Annotated in this window: 20 protein-coding genes; 14 read left to right on the top strand and 6 right to left on the bottom strand. The window is 45.5% G+C overall.

Features of this window, described 5'->3' with window-relative positions:
- The first annotated feature begins 37 nt into the window (after positions 1 to 37).
- Entirely contained in the window at positions 38 to 1,234 is a 1,197-nt protein-coding gene (locus R7V76_RS00975) for a hypothetical protein (RefSeq protein ID WP_318090960.1), read from the top strand.
- 44 nt (positions 1,235 to 1,278) lie between these two features.
- On the opposite strand, the gene R7V76_RS00970 is transcribed toward R7V76_RS00975, so the two are convergent.
- Positions 1,279 to 2,748, bottom strand: a complete 1,470-nt coding sequence (locus R7V76_RS00970; protein WP_318090958.1) for a catalase — start codon at positions 2,746 to 2,748, stop codon at positions 1,279 to 1,281.
- Between the two features lie 435 nt (positions 2,749 to 3,183).
- Here R7V76_RS00970 and infC point away from each other — a divergent pair, with 435 nt between their 5' ends.
- The 11 genes from infC (at position 3,184) to R7V76_RS00915 (ending at position 12,841) form a co-directional block, all read left to right on the top strand.
- Positions 3,184 to 3,714, top strand: coding sequence for a translation initiation factor IF-3 (infC, locus tag R7V76_RS00965; protein WP_012371059.1), 531 nt, complete (start codon positions 3,184 to 3,186; stop codon positions 3,712 to 3,714).
- Between the two features lie 27 nt (positions 3,715 to 3,741).
- Positions 3,742 to 3,936 (top strand): 50S ribosomal protein L35, encoded by a 195-nt coding sequence (rpmI, locus tag R7V76_RS00960; protein ID WP_012371058.1) that lies wholly within the window; start codon positions 3,742 to 3,744, stop codon positions 3,934 to 3,936.
- A gap of 37 nt (positions 3,937 to 3,973) precedes the next feature.
- The gene (rplT, locus tag R7V76_RS00955) at positions 3,974 to 4,333 is read left to right on the top strand and encodes a 50S ribosomal protein L20 (protein ID WP_012371057.1); all 360 of its coding nucleotides are present in this window, start codon (positions 3,974 to 3,976) and stop codon (positions 4,331 to 4,333) included.
- 117 nt (positions 4,334 to 4,450) lie between these two features.
- A complete protein-coding gene (locus R7V76_RS00950) occupies positions 4,451 to 4,933 on the top strand; it encodes a dUTP diphosphatase (RefSeq protein ID WP_014970974.1) in 483 nt (160 codons plus the stop codon).
- Between the two features lie 12 nt (positions 4,934 to 4,945).
- Positions 4,946 to 6,028, top strand: a complete 1,083-nt coding sequence (locus tag R7V76_RS00945; RefSeq protein ID WP_012371055.1) for a M42 family metallopeptidase — start codon at positions 4,946 to 4,948, stop codon at positions 6,026 to 6,028.
- A 3-nt stretch (positions 6,029 to 6,031) separates the two neighbouring features.
- Complete coding sequence (locus tag R7V76_RS00940; protein WP_012371054.1) at positions 6,032 to 6,787, top strand: TrmH family RNA methyltransferase; 756 nt, start codon at positions 6,032 to 6,034, stop codon at positions 6,785 to 6,787.
- A gap of 308 nt (positions 6,788 to 7,095) precedes the next feature.
- A complete protein-coding gene (pheS, locus tag R7V76_RS00935) occupies positions 7,096 to 8,118 on the top strand; it encodes a phenylalanine--tRNA ligase subunit alpha (protein ID WP_318090949.1) in 1,023 nt (340 codons plus the stop codon).
- Positions 8,119 to 8,130: 12 nt separating this feature from the next.
- On the top strand, positions 8,131 to 10,527 hold the full coding sequence (pheT, locus tag R7V76_RS00930; protein WP_318090947.1) for a phenylalanine--tRNA ligase subunit beta: 2,397 nt from the start codon (positions 8,131 to 8,133) through the stop codon (positions 10,525 to 10,527).
- Positions 10,528 to 10,709: 182 nt separating this feature from the next.
- On the top strand, positions 10,710 to 11,189 hold the full coding sequence (locus R7V76_RS00925) for a hypothetical protein (RefSeq protein ID WP_318090945.1): 480 nt from the start codon (positions 10,710 to 10,712) through the stop codon (positions 11,187 to 11,189).
- Positions 11,182 to 12,144 (top strand): ABC transporter permease, encoded by a 963-nt coding sequence (locus R7V76_RS00920; RefSeq protein ID WP_318091170.1) that lies wholly within the window; start codon positions 11,182 to 11,184, stop codon positions 12,142 to 12,144. Before R7V76_RS00925 ends, R7V76_RS00920 begins: the two co-directional genes overlap by 8 nt.
- 4 nt (positions 12,145 to 12,148) lie before the next feature.
- On the top strand, positions 12,149 to 12,841 hold the full coding sequence (locus tag R7V76_RS00915; protein WP_318090943.1) for an ABC transporter ATP-binding protein: 693 nt from the start codon (positions 12,149 to 12,151) through the stop codon (positions 12,839 to 12,841).
- A 90-nt stretch (positions 12,842 to 12,931) separates the two neighbouring features.
- On the opposite strand, the gene R7V76_RS00910 is transcribed toward R7V76_RS00915, so the two are convergent.
- The 4 genes from R7V76_RS00910 to R7V76_RS00895 form a co-directional block, all read right to left on the bottom strand.
- The gene (locus R7V76_RS00910) at positions 12,932 to 14,116 is read right to left on the bottom strand and encodes an MFS transporter (protein WP_318090941.1); all 1,185 of its coding nucleotides are present in this window, start codon (positions 14,114 to 14,116) and stop codon (positions 12,932 to 12,934) included.
- The gene (locus R7V76_RS00905; RefSeq protein ID WP_318090939.1) at positions 14,113 to 14,550 is read right to left on the bottom strand and encodes a MarR family winged helix-turn-helix transcriptional regulator; all 438 of its coding nucleotides are present in this window, start codon (positions 14,548 to 14,550) and stop codon (positions 14,113 to 14,115) included. The genes R7V76_RS00910 and R7V76_RS00905 overlap by 4 nt, the downstream gene beginning before the upstream one ends.
- 68 nt (positions 14,551 to 14,618) lie before the next feature.
- On the bottom strand, positions 14,619 to 16,022 hold the full coding sequence (locus R7V76_RS00900; RefSeq protein ID WP_318090936.1) for a HAMP domain-containing sensor histidine kinase: 1,404 nt from the start codon (positions 16,020 to 16,022) through the stop codon (positions 14,619 to 14,621).
- Positions 16,006 to 16,668 (bottom strand): response regulator transcription factor, encoded by a 663-nt coding sequence (locus tag R7V76_RS00895; protein WP_318090935.1) that lies wholly within the window; start codon positions 16,666 to 16,668, stop codon positions 16,006 to 16,008. Before R7V76_RS00895 ends, R7V76_RS00900 begins: the two co-directional genes overlap by 17 nt.
- A 139-nt stretch (positions 16,669 to 16,807) precedes the next feature.
- Here R7V76_RS00895 and R7V76_RS00890 point away from each other — a divergent pair, with 139 nt between their 5' ends.
- Positions 16,808 to 18,277, top strand: a complete 1,470-nt coding sequence (locus R7V76_RS00890; protein ID WP_318090933.1) for a UDP-N-acetylmuramoyl-L-alanyl-D-glutamate--2,6-diaminopimelate ligase — start codon at positions 16,808 to 16,810, stop codon at positions 18,275 to 18,277.
- Positions 18,278 to 18,296: 19 nt separating this feature from the next.
- On the opposite strand, the gene rnhC is transcribed toward R7V76_RS00890, so the two are convergent.
- Positions 18,297 to 19,217, bottom strand: coding sequence for a ribonuclease HIII (rnhC, locus tag R7V76_RS00885; protein ID WP_318090931.1), 921 nt, complete (start codon positions 19,215 to 19,217; stop codon positions 18,297 to 18,299).
- Positions 19,218 to 19,336: 119 nt separating this feature from the next.
- Between rnhC and zapA the strand changes: the two genes are divergently transcribed.
- The gene (zapA, locus tag R7V76_RS00880; RefSeq protein ID WP_012371043.1) at positions 19,337 to 19,573 is read left to right on the top strand and encodes a cell division protein ZapA; all 237 of its coding nucleotides are present in this window, start codon (positions 19,337 to 19,339) and stop codon (positions 19,571 to 19,573) included.
- The last annotated feature ends 1 nt before the right edge of the window (position 19,574 follow it).

The raw sequence follows: 19,574 nt of genomic DNA, 5'->3' as shown, positions 1-19,574 counted from the left end.
AGTACCGATAATAGGAGCAGAGAAGGGAGACGAAAGAATGAAAACAAGAATGATGCTTGCAGTATGTCTGATTGTTGCTTTTCTGCTTCTGCCTGATACGGAACATGCAGTCAGTATGAAAAGTTACCGGATTACGCCGCAGACAGAACCGATCGACCCTGCACTTCGCGCTTATTCCACATATAATGCCCAAACTAGAAATCATTACACACTCCGGTCGTATCTTGAAAAAATTGAGGCGGAAGGCGGGGGGACATTGGTCTTGTCGAAAGGGGTGTATCAATCTCCTTTACGTGTCGGCGTTCCTTCCAATACAACCATCATTTTAGAGGATGGCGTCATCATCAAAAAGACGAATGAGACCGGCACACCAAAACTTCAAGCGACGACGAGTATCTTTGATTTGGTACCGCCCTCCGTTTTACGATTGAATAAAACAGTCGGGACATACAGCGGGTCCAAAAATATTAAAATCATCGGGCAGGGAAATGCTCAAATCGATTTAAATTATTTTTCGCGCGGTTCGGCTTTCGCCATCGCACATAATGAAAATCTGTATCTTGGAGGAATTACGATTCGTCATCAGCAAGGATCGCATGCGATTGAACTGGATGCGACCAAAACAGCTCTCATTGAAAACATGCATTTTGTCGATGCCAAGATGATTGCCGGGACAGGACCAAATGAATCGATTAACCTTGATACGCCGGATCCGGTCACAAAGGGATTCCAGTGGAAATGGTCAGCCCAAGACCGGACACCAAACCATGACATTACGATTCGAAACAATGACTTCACGAATATCAATGTCGCAATCGGAACACATCAATACTCTCAAGATCGTCCGCACACGGCGGTACGCATTTTGAATAATGTGATTGACGGGACAAAAGACTATGCGATTTCAATGATGAACTGGAACCAACCCGTCATTCAATACAATACGATTCGAAACGTACATCGGGCAGACGGGAAAGCGATTGCTATTTTAGGACGTGGAGTAGTCGGTGGGAGCATTAAACATAATCGACTGGAAAAGGTCGACCGGGCAATTCAATTCCAGCCTCACGTCAACTATGGATTCAAGCCGCTTTACAATCGATTCACTGATAAAGAGAAATTGAGTTTCCGTCAGAATGAAGTAAATCAAGCAATGGTAAATCAAGTCGTATTGTTTTCCAAGCTAGGTGTCTACTCGGCGGAAACATCAGAACGCTTTAATTTTATTCCATAAAAAAGCCTACTCCTTTATGGAATAGGCTTTTCTTGATAGAGAGATTATTTTTGCATCTGTTGCAAGAACGGTTGGATATCGACTTGTAACGCTTCTGATAATTTCTTGCCGAGCGATTCGTCCGCACGGTAGAAGTTGCAGATGGCAAGCAAAACAGTATTTTCATGGCGGACTTGTTTTAAGTCATCCACCAAGTTATTCAAGAGTGCTGTTTGTTCTTCTTCTGTCATGCGACGGTACACTTCACCGGCTTGACCGAAGTTGTTTGTTTTTTCGATTTCAAGACGACCGTGAATGTCATCATACAACGGCTGATTTTCTTCCGTGTATTCCGGCGTTTGTTTCGGCTCGTCCTGGTAACGGTTTGGTTCGTAGTTGACCGGGCTTGCTTGTTGTCCGACCGGCATTGCACCATCACGTTGATAGTTGTTGACCTGGGCGAACGGACAGTTGATTGGCAACTGTTGGTAGTTCGTTCCGATACGGTAACGTTGCGTGTCGGAATACGAGAAGAGACGTCCTTGGAGCAACTTGTCTTCAGAAGGCAACATACCTGGGATCAATACACCCGGGTTAAAGCCGACCGATTCCGTTTCAGCAAAGTAGTTGTCGACGTTTTTGTTTAAGACCATCGTTCCAACGTGTTGGAACGGGATGACATCTTCAAACCAATCTTTTGTTGCATCGAGTGGATCGAAGTCGAAGTTGTCGACATCAGCCGGATCAAGAACTTGGACGAACAGATCCCACTCCGGGAATTCTCCGTCTTCGATTGCCTGATACGTATCGTTTGATGCATGGTTAAAGTCTTTTCCTTGAATCTCTGTCGCTTCATCTGCTGACAGGTTGTGGACACCGACTTTTGGCACCCAACGTAACTTGACATAAACCGTATTGCCGTGCGCATTCACCCATTTAAAAGCATGGACGGATGAACCACGCATTTTACGATAGCTTGCCGGAATTCCCTCATCTGTAAAGAGGTGCATCAACATGTTTGTCGATTCCGGACGTAATGTCATGAAGTCCCAGTAACGGTCAGGGTCTTGAATATTCGTACGTGGATCCGGTTTTAGCGAGTGAACCATGTCCGGGAATTTCATCGCATCGCGAATAAAGAAGACTGGTAAGTTATTACCGACGAAATCCCAGTTTCCTTCCTCTGTATAGAACTTAACCGAGAAGCCACGTGGATCACGTAATGTTTCAGGAGAATGTGTACCATGAATAACGGTTGAGAAACGGGCGAATACAGGAACCTCCGTCCCTTCATTTTGAAGGAACGCAGCTTTCGTATATTTCTTCATTGAGTTTTTCACTGTGAAGACACCGTGTGCACCAAAACCACGGGCGTGAACGACACGTTCAGGAACACGTTCCCGGTCGAAATGGGCCATTTTCTCAATCAGTTGATAGTCCTCAAGTAATGTTGGACCACGACGACCTGCCGTGCGTGAATTCTGATTGTCACCAATCGGGACACCCTGGTTTGTGGTTAATCGTTTTTCACTCATTTAAATAACTCCCCCTTATGTATAAGATTACATTGATTATAAAACAATAATTATTCTAAATAAAGAATAATGCTCTGCGAATTCTGAAAACTTTTTCTGACCTTTTTTATTTACCCAGGGAAACACCCTTAGAAACTTCTTGCTAAAATGAGACAGGATTGCTATTATAATCAAGTATCTGAGCAACGTTCTAACCGAACAGATATAGCGGCTTGACATCGAGGGAAAACAAGTGCTATGATAGCAAAGTGAAATGACAACAAAGCAGAAGCATCCCGCTTCTCACCACGTATAGTAAGCTATGCTGGTCCATCATGATGATATGTGATAGTAGAGTGTTCTCTGACTATTGTATACTTTATGAGTGTGGGCGGGAAAAACTGCCGACGCTTTTTTTATAGCGTTTTATATCATTCATTTTTCGTGCTCTGCACGATGGAGGTGCTAACCATTAGCAAAGATCTGTTAATCAATGAAGGCATTCGCGCTCGAGAAGTTCGTCTTATCGGAGCGGATGGTGCTCAACTTGGAGTCCAATCACGTACGGAAGCGTTACGTCTTGCTGAGGAAGCTGACCTTGACCTCGTCATGGTCGCACCACAAGCGACGCCGCCAGTATGTAAAATCATGGACTACGGTAAATACCGTTTTGAGTTACAAAAAAAGGACAAAGAAACTCGGAAGAATCAGAAAGTGATTCAGATGAAAGAAGTCCGTCTCAGCCCGACGATCGAGGAGAATGACTTCCAAACGAAATTCCGTAATGCGAAGAAATTCTTGGAGAACGGTAACAAAGTGAAAGCGAGTATTCGTTTCCGCGGACGTGCCATCACTCACTCAGAAATCGGTAGACGTGTCCTCGAACGTCTCGCTACAGAATTAAGCGAGTTCGGTGTCATTGAACAGAGACCGAAGATGGAAGGACGCAGCATGTTTTTAGTGCTTGCTCCAAAGAAAGAAGACTAATCGAATCGAAGTAGGAGGGAATCTCTCATGCCTAAAATGAAATCGCACCGCGGTGCTTCTAAGCGTTTCAAACGTACTGCTTCAGGTAAATTGAAACGTGGTCGTGCTTACACAAGCCACTTATTCGGTAACAAATCAACTAAAGCGAAACGTAAATTACGTAAAGCTAGCATGGTATCATCGGGTGACTTTAAACGTATCCGTCACATGATCGCTAAGTAATTTACCCAATCGTACACAGATTTAGGAGGGAATTTATATGCCACGCGTAAAAGGCGGATATACGACTCGTCAACGTCGTAAAAAACAACTCAAATTAGCTAAGGGCTACTACGGCTCGAAACATACACTCTTCAAGGTTGCAAAACAGCAGGTCATGAAATCTCTCATGTATGCTTACCGTGACCGTCGTCAAAAGAAACGTGACTTCCGTCGCCTCTGGATCACTCGGATCAATGCGGCTGCACGTATCAACGGTCTTTCTTACAGCCGCATGATGCATGGTCTTAAATTAGCAGGTATCGACGTTAACCGTAAGATGCTCGCTGACCTCGCAGTTACAGATGCAACTGCATTTGCTTCACTTGCTGACACAGCAAAAGCAAAATTGAACGCTTAAGTTCTACAATTCGTCGGGGAATTTAATTCTCCGACGTTTTTTTTGGATTCATGGTAAAATAAAAAAGCGCATTTTTATGGGCTGGGGCAATTTTTTTAGATTAAAAGGAGAATTACGATGGACTGGTTGACACTTTTTGAAATGCAGGAACAATTGGATAAACGGATTCAGTCAGAACATAATTTGACGGGAAATCAATTTGATGAACGTTTGCTGGCGCTATTAGTGGAGCTTGGTGAACTTGCGAACGAAACGCGTTGTTTTAAATTTTGGTCGACAAAAGGACCATCGGCGCAAGTCACGATTCTCGAAGAGTATGTCGACGGTGTCCATTTTCTACTTTCTTTAGGACTCTCTTTAGATTATCGTAAAAACGAATTTGTCGAAGGGGACTACTATCTGACAGCGACAGATGCGTTTTTGGATGTCTACAATAAGACAAACGTGTTTGCGATTTCGCGGACAGAACAAAGTTATGACGTTCTGATTGGTGCTTATCTCGCATTAGGTGCTACACTTGGGTTTACACAAGAAATGATTTTCAAAGCTTATGTCGCAAAAAACGAGGCGAATCACGTTCGCCAAGACAACGGTTACTGAGGAGGAAATCAGATGAATGAACAATTACATATGCTGAAACGTCTTACGGACGCAACGGGTGTTCCCGGAAATGAGAAAGAAGTACGTCAATTAATGCGCGAATATCTTGAACCGCATGCAGAAAACTTCCATCAAGATGGATTAGGCAGCTTGTTTGCCGAACGTCAAGGAGCGGGAGAAGATGCACCACGGATTTTGATTGCCGGGCATATGGACGAGGTCGGATTCATGGTCACGAAGATTGATGAGAAAGGATTCCTTCGCTTCCAACCACTCGGTGGATGGTGGGGACAGGTTCTTCTTGCACAGCGTATGAATATTGTCACATCGTCTGGTGAAGTCATTCCAGGTGTCATCGGTGCGAAACCACCTCATGTTTTACCACCGGAAGCGCGCAATAAACCAGTCGATATCAAAGAGATGTTCATCGATATCGGTGCCACTTCGAAAGAAGAAGTGGAAGGGTGGGGAATCCGACCGGGAGATACGGTTGTTCCGCATTGCGAATTTACTGTGATGAAAAATGATAATTTCCTGATGGCAAAAGCATGGGATAACCGTGTCGGTTGCGCCATTGCAATCGAAGCGATCAAACGCTTAAAAGAAGAGGGTCACCCGAATACGATTTTTGCCGGTGCTACGGTACAGGAAGAAGTCGGTTTACGTGGAGCGCAGACGATTGCAAATCTGCTTCGCCCGACGATTGCTTTTGCAGTCGATACAGGAATTCCGGGTGATACACCAGGCATGACAGATCGTGAAGCCTTATCCAAACTTGGAGAAGGCGTTCAAGTCATCCTGTTTGATGCGACGATGATTGCGCATCGCGGATTGATTGATTTTGTAACAACAGTTGCTAAAGAAGAAAACATTAAATATCAATTGGATCTGACACCGGGTGGCGGAACAGATGCAGCGAAGTTCCACCTGTCTCATACGGGTGTTCCTTCACTTGCCTTGACTGTTCCGATCCGCTACCTGCATACAAACGTTTCAATCATGCATAAAGCAGATTTCGAAGCTGCCGTCGACTTGATTGTCGCGGTGACAAAACGTTTAGATGCAGAGACGGTCCAAGCGATTTACGAGGGGTAAACCATGAAACACATTTCATCTCCAAAAAACGAAATCGTTAAACAATGGAAAAAATTACTGACAAAAAAAGGACGCTTGCAAACAAAACGTTTCCTGATTGAAGGGGAACATTTAGTGGAAGAAGCCGTTCGTGCCGGAATCATTAAAGAATTGATCGTGCGCGAAGACGTTCAAGTACCGGGTTCTTGGAAAAAGAATGCTGCTGATCTAATCACGATTGATGAATCCGTCGCAAAAGTTCTTTCTGAGACCGAAACGACACAAGGTATTTTTGCTGTCTGTGAAATGAAACAGCAGACAGAACGTTTGGAACGTGGCCGTTACCTGTTACTCGACCGTCTTCAGGATCCGGGTAATGTCGGAACGATGATTCGGACAGCAGATGCTGCCGGTTTTGACGGTGTCATCATTGGTCACGGGACAGTGGACGTCTATAACAGTAAAGTCCTTCGGGCGACACAAGGCTCGATCTTCCACTTACCGGTCATCATGATGTCACTGGAAGAAGCCATTCAAGACTTGCATGAGCTTGGAGTCTTCATTTTAGGGACTGCCTTACGTGGCGCTCAACCGTACACAGACGTTGAGAACCTGGGGGCAATCGGTCTGATCATCGGAAATGAAGCACAAGGTGTTGCTCCGGAGTTACTCGACCAATGTGATGGTCGGGCATACATCCCGATTCGCGGAAAAGCAGAATCCTTAAATGCGGCGGTTGCTGCCGGAATTTTACTGTATCATTTTGCTCCGGCCGATTGAATCCAAGGAACGTTCATGCTAAAGTGAATTACAGCATCATATTTAACTAGACAACGATGGAACAGAGTAGGTTAGAAAACGATTCGATCAGGGAGGAAAAGCCTTAGACTGAGAGCTTTTTTACGAATCTGCTAGCTGAATTCACTCCGGAGTCGCACGAGAGATCGTGACGGGAGGCGCCCGTTACCGCGCCGCTTGAGGACTTGAGAATTTCAAGTTGAACAAGGGTGGTACCACGATTATATTGAATCGTCCCTTCGGCATCTGCCGGAGGGGCGATTTTTTTATTTGAAAAAGGAGTGAGGAACATGCGGGAACAATTAGAAGCTTTACGTGATGAAGCGTTACAACTCGTTAATCAAGCAAGTACACAAAAAGAATTAAACGATGTCCGGGTAAAATACCTTGGGAAAAAGGGACCGATTACAGAAGTGCTTCGGGGAATGGGAAAACTTTCAGCTGAAGAACGACCTGTCGTCGGAGAAATCGCGAATGCCGTCCGCGGTGTCATTCAAACTGAACTCGAACAGCGTCTTGTTGATGTCAAACAACAGGAAATGGACGCGAAATTAGCGCTGGAAGCGATTGATGTGACCCTTCCAGGCCGTCCGAAACGGGTTGGTCAAGCCCACTTGCTGCAGCAAGTGACAGACGAAATCGAGGATATCTTTGTTGGTCTCGGTTATACGATTGCTGAAGGTCCGGAAGTCGAACAGGATCTGTTCAACTTCGAAATGTTGAACTTACCGAAAGATCATCCGGCCCGCGATATGCAGGATTCGTTTTATATTACGGATGAGATTTTGATGCGGACGCATACCTCACCGGTACAAGCCCGGACGATGCTCGCTTCAAAAGGGGAACCAATCCGGATTCTTTGTCCCGGAAAAGTGTATCGCCGAGACGAAGATGATGCGACACACTCACATCAATTCATGCAAGTGGAAGGACTGGTCGTCGGTGAAGAGATTTCAATGGCCGACTTAAAAGGAACACTTGAAGCATTCGTTAAACAAATGTTCGGTGAAGCGCGTGAAATCCGTTTACGCCCGAGCTTCTTCCCGTTCACGGAACCATCTGTCGAAGTTGATGTATCGTGCTTCAAATGTGGCGGTAAAGGGTGCAACATCTGTAAACAGACAGGTTGGATTGAAATCTTGGGCGCAGGGATGGTTCATCCACACGTGCTTGAAATGGCGGAATATGACAGTACGAAAATGTCTGGTTTCGCCTTCGGAATGGGGATTGAACGAATCGCCATGTTGAAATATGGTGTTGATGATATTCGCCACTTCTATACGAATGACGTTCGCTTCAGCGAACAGTTTTAAGGGGGAAAACAGATGTTAGTCTCAAAACAATGGTTACAGGAATTTGTTGATGTTCGTCATAAGACAGGTCAGGAGTTAGCGGACTTGATTACTAAAAGCGGGATTGAGGTCGAAGGTGTCGAGGTTCGAGACGAGGACTTGAAAAACATCGTCGTCGGTCGTGTCCTGACGAAAGAAAAACATCCGGAAGCGGATAAATTAAATGTCACGACGGTCGATATCGGACAAGAAGAGCCGGTTCAAATCGTTTGTGGTGCACCGAATGTCGATGCCGGACAAGATGTCATCGTTGCCCGCGTCGGCGCCCGTCTGCCGGGAATTAAAATCAAACGTGCCAAACTGCGTGGTGTCGTTTCAGAAGGAATGATTTGTTCCCTCGAAGAGCTCGGTTTCGAGAAAAAATACATCCGCGAAGATGAACAGGACGGCATTCATACATTCCGTGAACCGGTCACACCCGGACAAGATGTCCTCGAATTGCTTGGACTCCACGATGAGGTATTGGAACTCGGATTGACACCAAACCGTTCTGATTGCTTGAGCATGTACGGTGTGGCGCATGAAGTCGCCGGCATCTTGAACACGACACCCGTTTTTCCGTCTGTCGAAGTACCGGAAGCAGCATCGTCGACTGCAGTAACCGTTCAACTGGACTCAGAAGCCTGTACGTTTTATGCGGCCCGTGAAATTCGCGATATTACAATCGGGGAATCACCGCTCTGGTTAAAAAATCGTCTGATCGCAAACGGAATCCGCCCGATCAACAACGTCGTCGACATCACGAACTTCGTTTTACTGGAGACGGGACAGCCGTTGCATGCGTTTGATGCCAACAAACTGGGACAACAAATCGTCGTTCGCCAGGCAAAAGCCGGTGAAACGTTCCAAACTCTTGATGAAGTCGAACGGACACTTGATCCGTCGATGCTCGTCATCACAGACGGTGAACGTCCGGTGGCGCTTGCCGGCGTCATGGGGGGCGCGAATACGGAAGTTGATTCCACGACGACGTCCATCGTCCTCGAGTCTGCCTATTTTGCACCGACATCGGTTCGGAAAACAAGCCGTGTTCTCGGTCTTCGCTCGGATTCAAGCTCACGTTTTGAAAAAGGTGTTGATCCGCGTCGTGTCGTGTTAGCACTCGACCGGGCCGCGATGCTGATTGCTGAACTGGCAGGAGGTACAGTATTATCCGGAACGGCTGAAGCCGGTACGCTTCAACTGGAGGATCATCTGATTGAAGGCAGTGTTTCGTACATCAACCACCGCCTCGGTATGGAAATCGAAGGAACTGTCATGAAGGATCTGCTCGAACGTCTTGGTCTTGAAGTCGAGCTGTCGGCAGATGCTTTGACAGTCAGTGTTCCGACACGTCGTCAAGACTTAATGATTCCGGCTGATTTAGCAGAAGAGGTCGCACGCCTTTACGGATATGATGCATTGACATCAAGTTTACCGCGCGAAGCGAGCCGCGGTTTCTTACCAAAACGTAACCAACATCGTCGTAAGATTCGTCACCTTCTTCAAGGTGCTGGTCTGTCACAAGCCATCACGTACTCGTTGACAAGTGAGCAACGCGCGATGCAATTTAATGAACAGCAGGATCTGCATCCGGTTAAATTGGCGATGCCGATCAGTGAAGCACGTTCCACGCTTCGGACATCCTTGATTCCGGGACTGCTCGAAGTCGCACAACACAATGTAGCGCGACAACATGCAGATCTTGCCTACTACGAACTTGGAAGTGTTTATCTGCAACGAGACGCTTCACTTGAGACGTTACCGCTTGAACAGGAAATGCTCGCAGGAATCATGGTTGGTCTGTCGGAGCAACATCGTGTTCACGGAACGCACGTCAAAACGGACTTCTTCGTCGTAAAAGGAATCGTCGAGACGCTTGCTAAGGCGCTTGATGTGCCGTTAACGTATGAAGCGGCAGCAATGCAATCGATGCATCCGGGCCGGACGGCACGCATTTTACTTGATGGGGAAGCAATAGGATTTGTCGGACAAGTTCATCCCGGTTTATCGAAAGAAGAATACGGTCTGAAGGAAGTATATGTCTTCGAGTTGGATGCGATGGCATTGCACTCTAAAGCAGCCCGTGTCTATCAAGAAATTTCACGTTTCCCATCCATGACGCGTGACATCGCGGTTGTTCTTAAGCGTGAAGTATCAGCGAGCGAAGTCGAAGCCGTCATCATGCAAGCAGCAGGACCGTTATTGAAGCAAGTGGAGTTGTTTGATGTCTATACCGGTGATAATGTCGGAGCCGATCAGAAGTCGTTTGCGTTCTCGCTCCGTTATCAAAATAAAGAACGGACTCTCGTCGATGAAGAGGTCACGACCGCTCATCAACAAGTCATTGAAGCCCTTCAATCATCATTCGAAGCCGAGCTGCGTTCTTAATCGTTCCTGCCACTTTAAAAGTGAATGATTACCCGAAAAAGGGAGTTGGATGAATCAAAATCCAGCTCCCTTTTTGGTATGTCTAAAACTATTTTTTTCTTCGTTTGAGATACAGCTGGACTACAGGTTGGCTACAGGTCTGCTCGATAAGATGAAGTCAGAAGAAAGAGGGAGGCTTACACATGAATTTTTTGAAACGAGCAGGAAAAAGTATTATTGCACGAAAAGGAAAGACACTGATCATGCTGATCATCTTGACAGTGATTGGTTCACTTGTGCTATCGGGATTTGCCATCCAGGAAGCTGCAAAAAATGCAGGGGAAGAAGCACGAAAAGAACTCGGAGCGACCGTCACCCTTCAAGTCGACCGACAAAAGCAGATGCAGGAACGACAAGCATCCGGAGAACGGGGGCGACCTGAACAACAGGCGATTAGTCTGGAAGAAATTAAAGCAGTTGCTAAGCTCAGCGAAGTCAAATCTACTAATTACTTATCACAAGCAACCGCCACTTCCAGTAGTGTCGATCCGGTAACCAGTGAATCGGCGGCAGCATCTGATTCCGAACAAAAAGGTCCTGGTGCGATGGAGATGCCGGAGGGAATGACAACACCTGATTTTTCCCTAAACGGTGTCACGAGTATGGAACTGATGAATACCTAATACCTATACGGAAGGAACCTTAGCAGTAGTTGAGGGAGAAGCACTGACCACCGATTCGCCTGAAAACAGTGTCGTCATTGATGAAAATTTAGCATTAGAAAACGATTTAAAGGTCGGGGATACGATCAAATTAAAAGCAACGACTACAAAAAAATCTCAGAAACTGACAATCATCGGTCTGTCGTCGTCGACGGAAGCGACATCGGATGCCGGTTTCCAGGCCGCCGGCTTCATGGATCCGATGAACCAGATGTATGTATCAAACGATACGTTAGCTGATTTTGCGACAGAAGATGGAGAAGCCAGTGTATCGAGTGTTGTGTACACATTAAAAGATCCGGCAACGATTGCGACTTTCAAAAAAGAAGCCCGACTTGCAGCAAGTGATTTGGACTGGGATACGTATATGCTTGATGCCAATGATGCGGCTTATAAAAAGATGGTCGGACCAATCGAGCAGGTTGCTTCGTTTTCTAAATCGGTTGTATATCTCGTCAGCATTGCAGGGGGATTGATTTTAGCACTGTTGATTTTATTGTCTGTTCGTGAACGCCGAAAAGAAATGGGGATTTTACTTGCGATGGGTGAAAAACGTTCCAAATTGATGGGACAATTGTTAATTGAGACGTTTGCGATTGCAGCGGTTGCGTTCCTGATCACATATGCAACAGGCGGCATGACCTCACAGTTTATGACAGATCAACTGCTCAGCAGGGAAGTGACGGAAGCAACAAGTACGGTTGCAACGCAAACCGGATTTGGAGGTCCGGGTGGTCCCGGACAACAAATGTTGAACAGTGTTCCGGAAATTACCGAAATGACGACCAATATCGACTGGATGACACTGGTTCAGGTAATGGAAATCGGAAGCTTAATCGTCTTCTTGTCTGTTCTATTCCCATCAATTGCCTTACTGCGTATGAATCCAAAAGAAATTTTATTACGGGAGGATTAATCCAATGACGATCTTAAAAATGAATGGAGTCTCGTATGCCTATACATCGGGAAGTAAGATTCAACATATCTTAAAAAATGTCTCGATTGAATTTAAAGCCGGTCACTTTTACGCTGTTCTTGGTGAATCGGGATCCGGTAAAACGACTGCACTCAGTTTGTTGAGTGGTCTAGATTCACCTACAGAAGGACAAATTGAGTATGATGGCCGGGACTTGCGAAAAATCGGTTTGACAAGATACCGTTCACGTCATGTAGCAACCGTGTTTCAGGCCTTTAATTTGCTGACATACATGAATGCAATCGACAATGTCATTGTCGCGTTGGAGTTGAGTGGTAGAAAAATTAAATCAAAAAGAAATCATGCTTTAGATTTACTGGCTCAAGTCGGACTAGATGAAACACATGCTGAGAAAAAAGTGCTCCAACTAAGTGGCGGTCAACAGCAACGTGTGGCCATCGCCCGTGCCTTGGCAACGGAAGCGCCGATTATTTTAGCAGATGAGCCGACAGGTGCTTTGGATGAAAAAACAGCTGCCGATATCATTGAGTTATTTCAACGACTTGCACATGAATCGAATCGATGTATTATTACTGTTACACACTCAGCGGGAGTTGCTCGTGCAGCAGATCATATCATCGAATTGAAACAACAACATTTCCGAATCAGAACGAATGCTGAGCCTCGGACGGTTTGACATTCATTCCTAGAAATAGAACACACCGACTCTCTCCTTGTTTTTGATGGAACAGGAAAGCAGCCGGTGCTTTTTTATATTCATTAAAAATTATGAAGCAAGTTCTTGCTCATGCGGTGGTTCATTTCGACGATTGAAGATGAAGTAGATAAAACCACTTGTAAGGACGATGATACTGCAAAACAAAAACATATTCGAGTAACCGATTTTGGCAGCAAGACCGGAAAGTAATAATGCTCCGAGACCAAATCCACTGTCATAGGCCAAGAAAAAGGTGGAAATAGCTTTTCCCTTTTGGTGTGGTGCGGCATATGTCAGCATCACCGTCTGGAGTCCGGGGAAAATCGAAGCAGATCCGATTCCGATGATGAGTGCAGCCAAAAGCAACCCGGGTAACGAAGGGAAAATGCCTAAGAGAATAAAGCCGAGACCATAAAGTAGGTAAGAAGGAAATAAAACGAAGCCCGGTCCTTTTTGGTCAAACCATCTGCCGGCAAGCGGCCGGATTGCTACCATGCCAAGTGCGACGAGGGCATAAAAGTAAGAAGCATAGGAAACATGACCGATTGAATCCGTATACAGTGAAATGAAAGCCGCTGTACTGGAGATGGCGACACCGGCCAAAACGGTTGCACACAATAATAACGGACGGGATAAGAAAAGCGATTGATGAAGCCGGAAGACGCGTGTATTCGGTACATGTTGACTTGTTAACGGTAAGCGAATCATCAGAACAAATGAAACGAATGCGAGCAATGCGACTGTGATGAAGTAAAAGAAAAAGGCATCATGTTGAATCAAACTGAGTCCGATGACCGGTCCGAGAACGGATGCAAGATTCATGGATAAAACAAAATACCCCATCCCTTCACCTTGACGGGTTTTCGGAATAAGTGTTGTTACGGCCAAGCTGATGGATGAAGACAACATCCCGAAACTAAAACCATGAAAAATACGAACGATGATGAGATACAAAAAAGAATTCAAAGGAAGAACCAACAGATACAAAACACTCATCATTGTGAACAATGATGCAGAAATCAGCAGCATCCGTTTCACATCATGGCGATCAAGCCAATGGCCGATCAGTGGTCGTGAACAAACAGTTGCTAAAATAAAGCTGGTGACAACCCAACCTAGTGCAGCTTGTGAAACATCAAATTTTTTAGCGGCAAGTAATGGAAGTGAGGCATTGAGTAGATAAAACGTAATGAATAACAACAGATTGATTAATAAGGTCAGTACGTAATGACGATGAAATAAACGTTTTTTCAAAGTAAATCCTCCTTGTCATCTGGACGGTGTGTTGCGAGTAATTGTGTCATGACTGCTGCAATGATGGTTTGATCTTCGACTGAGACAGCTTGCAGAAATGCACCGTGAGCCGACTGGACGGCTTGATCGATTTCAAGATAAGAGTGACGGGCGGAAGGGGTTAAAGTAATCAGGCGTTTACGCCCAGAACCCGTTCGTGTGACGTAGCCCAACTCCTCGAGACGCGCAACGGTCTTGGTGACAGCGGGTTTTTCAATGACTAAGTATTTGGATAAGGCAACTTGTGAAACGGGTTCAAGAATGGCGACTGCTTTAATTAAACCCCATTGTCCGGTGTGTAACGAAAAAGGTAGAAGCGCCGCATCGATATCACGTTTTGCGAGACGTGCTACTTTGGATAACTGTCCTAACAGATCTTCCTGAAATGTGGTCATATAAAAAACTCCTTTAAGTTAACTAGTTAACCTAAAGGAGTATACCGAATCGCTAATACGATGACAAGTTATTTTTCGGAGGGAAGTGGAAAGACAGCTTGAAACGTGACCTGATTGATTGATCCGTTGATTTGAGTCATGATTTCGAGCCGGTCCATAATTTGACGAACGAGGAACAGACCTAAACCGCTTCCGCCATGAATCCGATTTCTGGATTGCTCCGAACGAACGAGAGGATCAAACCAGTTTGCGGTTTCACTTGTGTCTTGAACGGTTGGTTCGTTGGTAATCGTCAAGACGACAGCTGTATCTGTTGTCTCTGTCGAAATATGGATGCTTCCCGTGACAGCGGTGTAAGAGACGGCGTTCATGAGGATATTATGAAGTGCACGACCTAACAGAGAAGGATCAGTCTGAATCAAGGCATCATTTCCCGTCACTGTAACATCCAGTCGACGTTCCATGATCAGATTCTCAAGGGGGCGTAATTGTTGCTGTACCATTCCTTGCAGGAGAACATCGTGTTTTTTAACTTCTATTTGTTCAACGCGAGCGACTTCAAGAAGTTCTGCAATCAATCGTTCCATATTTTCAATGACTTGTCCGGCGCGTTCCAAATAATAATCACGATCCCGGTAAGCGCCTAGATTGAGTGACATACCTTCAATCTGTCCTTTTATGATTGTTAACGGTGTCTTCAGCTCATGTGAGATGGCTAAAAATAAATTACGTCGTTCCGCATCACGTTGCCGATCTTTTTCAGACTCGAGGCGTAATCGTTCGTTTGAAGTGTGTAACGACTGCATCGTCGATTCCAGTTTTGTTGCCAAACGATTGATGTTTTCTGATAAATCGCCTAATTCATCGGACGAAGTATGGTGTGTTCGTACCGAAAAATTTAAATGGGCGAGTTCTTTTGTAGCTTGATTAATTGTCAGCAAAGGGCGTGAAATGGTTCGAGAATACAAAAAAGCGGCTAAAGCAGCAAGTAATAATAGTGGAAGAACGATATACGGGGCAAGATTCAAAATTACACTTTTCACTTCATCGATCGGTTGAATCATTTGATTGGCCTCTAAAATCAAAGTTTGGTCAGTCAGGTCGAGCGTCGATGATTCTTGAATCATACCTTTCGGTGCATTGTCAGAAGCAGGACGCGCTTGCCGGAGAGGGCTCCGTTCAAAGCCCGGTGCATAATACAACTGATTGGTTTCGGTCCAAAGAGAAAAACGAATTCCTTGGTCCGTTAGACGGTCGAGCTCCGGAATCAACTGGGTACTAGATTTTTTTTGACTGGTCTGTTGGATGTTCAACATCGTTGTATGAAACTGATCTTCCCGATAACTTTGATAATAAGACGGTAATGTTGCATATAAGAAGCCGACAGTCGACAGGACGGCAATCATCAACAAACTAATTGTTAATGAAAACAATTTCCATGTAATCCGATGGCGTTTAATTAGTCGCTTCAAGTTTATATCCGACTCCTTTTACGGTCTGAATGTATGGAACGTTGATTTTTTTGCGAAGATTTTTAATATGTGTATCTAAAAAACGTGTATCCCCAAAAGCGTCAAATCCCCACAATTGTTGAATCAGTTGTTCTCGTTCCAATACGCGACCTGGATTTTCCAACAGTAAATGAAGGATTTGAAATTCTTTTAACGTCAAAATGATATCTTTACCAGAAATTAAAACGTTATAGCTTGCCGGAAATAGGGTAATTTCACGGAAAGAGAGTTGTTCTTCAGCATTTGCCTGAATTCGTCGAATGATGGCTTCGATTCTGCGCAATAAAATTCGTAAGGAAAAGGGTTTGGCGATATAGTCATCGATTCCAAGGTCAAATCCTTTCACTTGATTATCTTCATCTTGTAAAGCTGTCAAAAAGATGATGGGCGTCTGAGACGTTTTTCGAACCTGTTGCGCGACTTCAAAACCGTCCAAATAAGGCATCATGATATCTAGTATCATCAAATCGAATGTCGCTGACTGATGCAGTTTAAGTGCCTCCATTCCGTTCGCAGCACTTGTGACATGATAGCCGCTCGATTCAAGCAGTTCAGTCAAGAGTTCGCGGATATCAAATTCATCTTCCGCAATTAAAATATGTGTCATTTTTTTCACCTCTTACTTAGTTGTATCATCATTACCTGAAGTTTAACTGAAGATGAAACGACCTGTATGCATTTTAGCGGTAAAGCTGGTCAGAATAATGTCACTGTTCGTTTAAACCTAGGAGGAGAGAACATACACCATGAATCGTCCATATAAACACCTGTCAGAATTAGTTGCTCCATTCCATCTCACATGTGAAGAAAACCCTTCCATCACGAGTATCGCCACAGACTCGCGTGAAGTGAAAAAGGGAAGTCTGTTCATTTGTGTACGCGGATATACTGTTGACGGACACCGGTATGCCGCCGAAGCGGCCGCAAACGGAGCCGTTGCGATTTTAGCGGAAGAACCCCTTTACGGACTGGAAGTTCCCGTCGTTATATTACAGGATACAAAACATGCTGCCGGAAAAGTGGCGGATTTATTTTACGATCATCCGAGTCAAAAGTTGAAGGTTTACGGAATAACAGGTACGAACGGGAAAACGACGACGACCAAACTGACATACGATTTATTTCGTGCTGCCGGACAGAAGGTAGGGATGATCAGCACAATCGGAGCGATGATTGACGGAGAAATGATCGATACACCGAACACAACACCGGAAGCCATCATTTTGCATCGTCTGTTATACCAGATGGTCGAGCAGGGGGTCACCGATTGTATACTCGAAGTTTCTTCGCATGCTTTAATGGAAGGTCGCGTGGAAGGGGTAAAGTTTCATGCCGCAGCGTTTACGAACCTGACACATGACCATCTTGATTACCATGCCTCGATGGAGGAATACGCACAGGCAAAAGCCTTGTTGTTCAAACAAGTTGCAATGGGTGGAGGACAAGCAATCATTCTGAATGAAGCTGATCCGACGAGTCGAATCATGGCGGAAGCGGCGGAAGGCATGCCTGTTATCTGGTACGCAACGAACGCTCTGTCTGAAGCACCGATCACAGTGGAGTGGAAAGAGGAGGCGGTCAGTGTCCGGATTGACGGGACAGTGACGGAAGTTCCGGTCTTTCTTCTCGGCGATTTCAATGCTGCGAATCTTGCGGCGGCGATCGGACTGATGCAGGCAGGTGACGTTAATATGTATCAGCTGATTCGCCACATACCGGAACTTCGTCTGCCAAAAGGACGTTTGGAAAAGATTCCGTTTGAAGGGTGCGAAGTATATATTGATTATGCGCACACACCGGACGGGTTGGAGAAGTGTTTGAAAGCATTGTCTGTTCCGGGCGAACCTTTATATATGGTGCTGAGTGCAGCAGGGGAACGAGATCGTTCCAAACGAGCGGTAATGGGACGGATTGCCGGTCAGTATTGCGAGGGAATCATCGTTACAGTACATGATCCGAGGCGGGAACAGCCGCAACAAATCATTAAAGAGCTTCTGGTAGAGATACCTCCCCGGAAAATCATCACCTGTCATGAGTCGCGAAAAGAAGCACTCCAGATTGCGGCAAAGGTTGCATTGACCGGGAAGCGGATGGTCATTGTCGGGAAAGGGCATGAACGGTTCGAACAGATTGGGACGGAGCACGTGCCGTTCGATGAAGTTAAGATTTTAACCGATGAACTGATTCGATTATCCGGTCAGGAGACAGCTATGTAAAAAAACCGACCATTTTTCATTATGGTCGGTTTCTTTTCTTAGCTAAAGCTTCCGCTTTTTTGGTATTGGCGAAATGATATTTTGTCCATTCCTGCAAGCGGTCAGGACCGTATTTTAATAAGAGAGAAGCAGCGACCTGATCGACTTTTGCACCGGCACCTTTCGGGATCTCCGTTCCTGTCTGGCGGCTCAACTGATCCATCTCTTTTAAGAAGATGGCCCGTGCCAAAATCGAGGCTGCAGCGACTGCGACATGTATTCCTTCTGCCTTCGTCGAAAAATAGACGTTGTCCTTGACCTGTTTTGTCTCTCCGGAAAGATGTTTATAATAAACGGCTTTTTCAGCGAATTGATCAATCAGGATGGCTTGCGGCGGTTCCTCCAGTTGAGTGAGTAACCCGTTGAGCGCCGAATTATGAAGCAGTGCGGTCATCTTGCCCTGTGTCATCGTCCGTTGCATTCGGTTGTAATCCGGATTGTGCAGGATCCGGTATTCATAGGGAATCACAGCGTGCAAATCACGAGCGATTGTTCGGATTTCCGGATCGGAGACATTTTTAGAGTCGCGTACTCCGAGCTCCCGGACCAGTTCGATTTTTGTTTTGTCGACGTAAGCAGCAACGACGACTAAAGGACCAAAAAAGTCACCTTTTCCGACTTCGTCACTGCCGACGACCGACCAGTTGGCAAATCCTTCTGGTAAAGAGCCGCTTGCCGGCGAAGCAGGTTTTTTGGCTGTCGGTGAACCGTAACGGACAGCGACAGTTTCAGCTTCCTGTCCTTGAAACATGACTTTTCCCGAATTATAGACGGTCACGATACATCCGGCCGTTCGTGCGGCGAATCGTGCATAAGGCGGAGGCGAAACTTGATGACGCGTGAAATCGGAAATGACGGTTTCCTGTTTTTCTTTTGTTAACTTTAAAACGACTGTTCCCATGACATGATCACCCTTTCGGAAATAAGCATACCATCCTTAAGTCGGATGGTGGACTTCTTTTCCTATTTCAAAAATGATGGTACTATATGAAAGAAGCAAAGTATGAGGAGGACAGGAAAATGGCTGATTCAGAAGGGTTGAACCGGACGACGATTCATATTGCAGGAAATGATTATACGATTGTCGGAACGGAGTCACCTGAACATGTTCGCGAAGTGGGTCTCCTCGTGGATACAAAAATTCGTGAAATCAGAGACCAGGCACCACAACTCGACGTGCGACAAATTGCTGTTTTGGCAGCTCTCAATATCGGTAGTGACTATGTCAAAATCAAAAAGAATTTGGGTGAACTTTAAA

Origin of the sequence: Exiguobacterium artemiae, assembly GCF_033342815.1 — a bacterium.
GTDB lineage: Bacteria > Bacillota > Bacilli > Exiguobacteriales > Exiguobacteriaceae > Exiguobacterium_A > Exiguobacterium_A artemiae_A.
The sequence above is the reverse complement of the archived record's forward strand: the minus strand, read 5'-3'. Positions and strand labels throughout refer to the sequence as shown.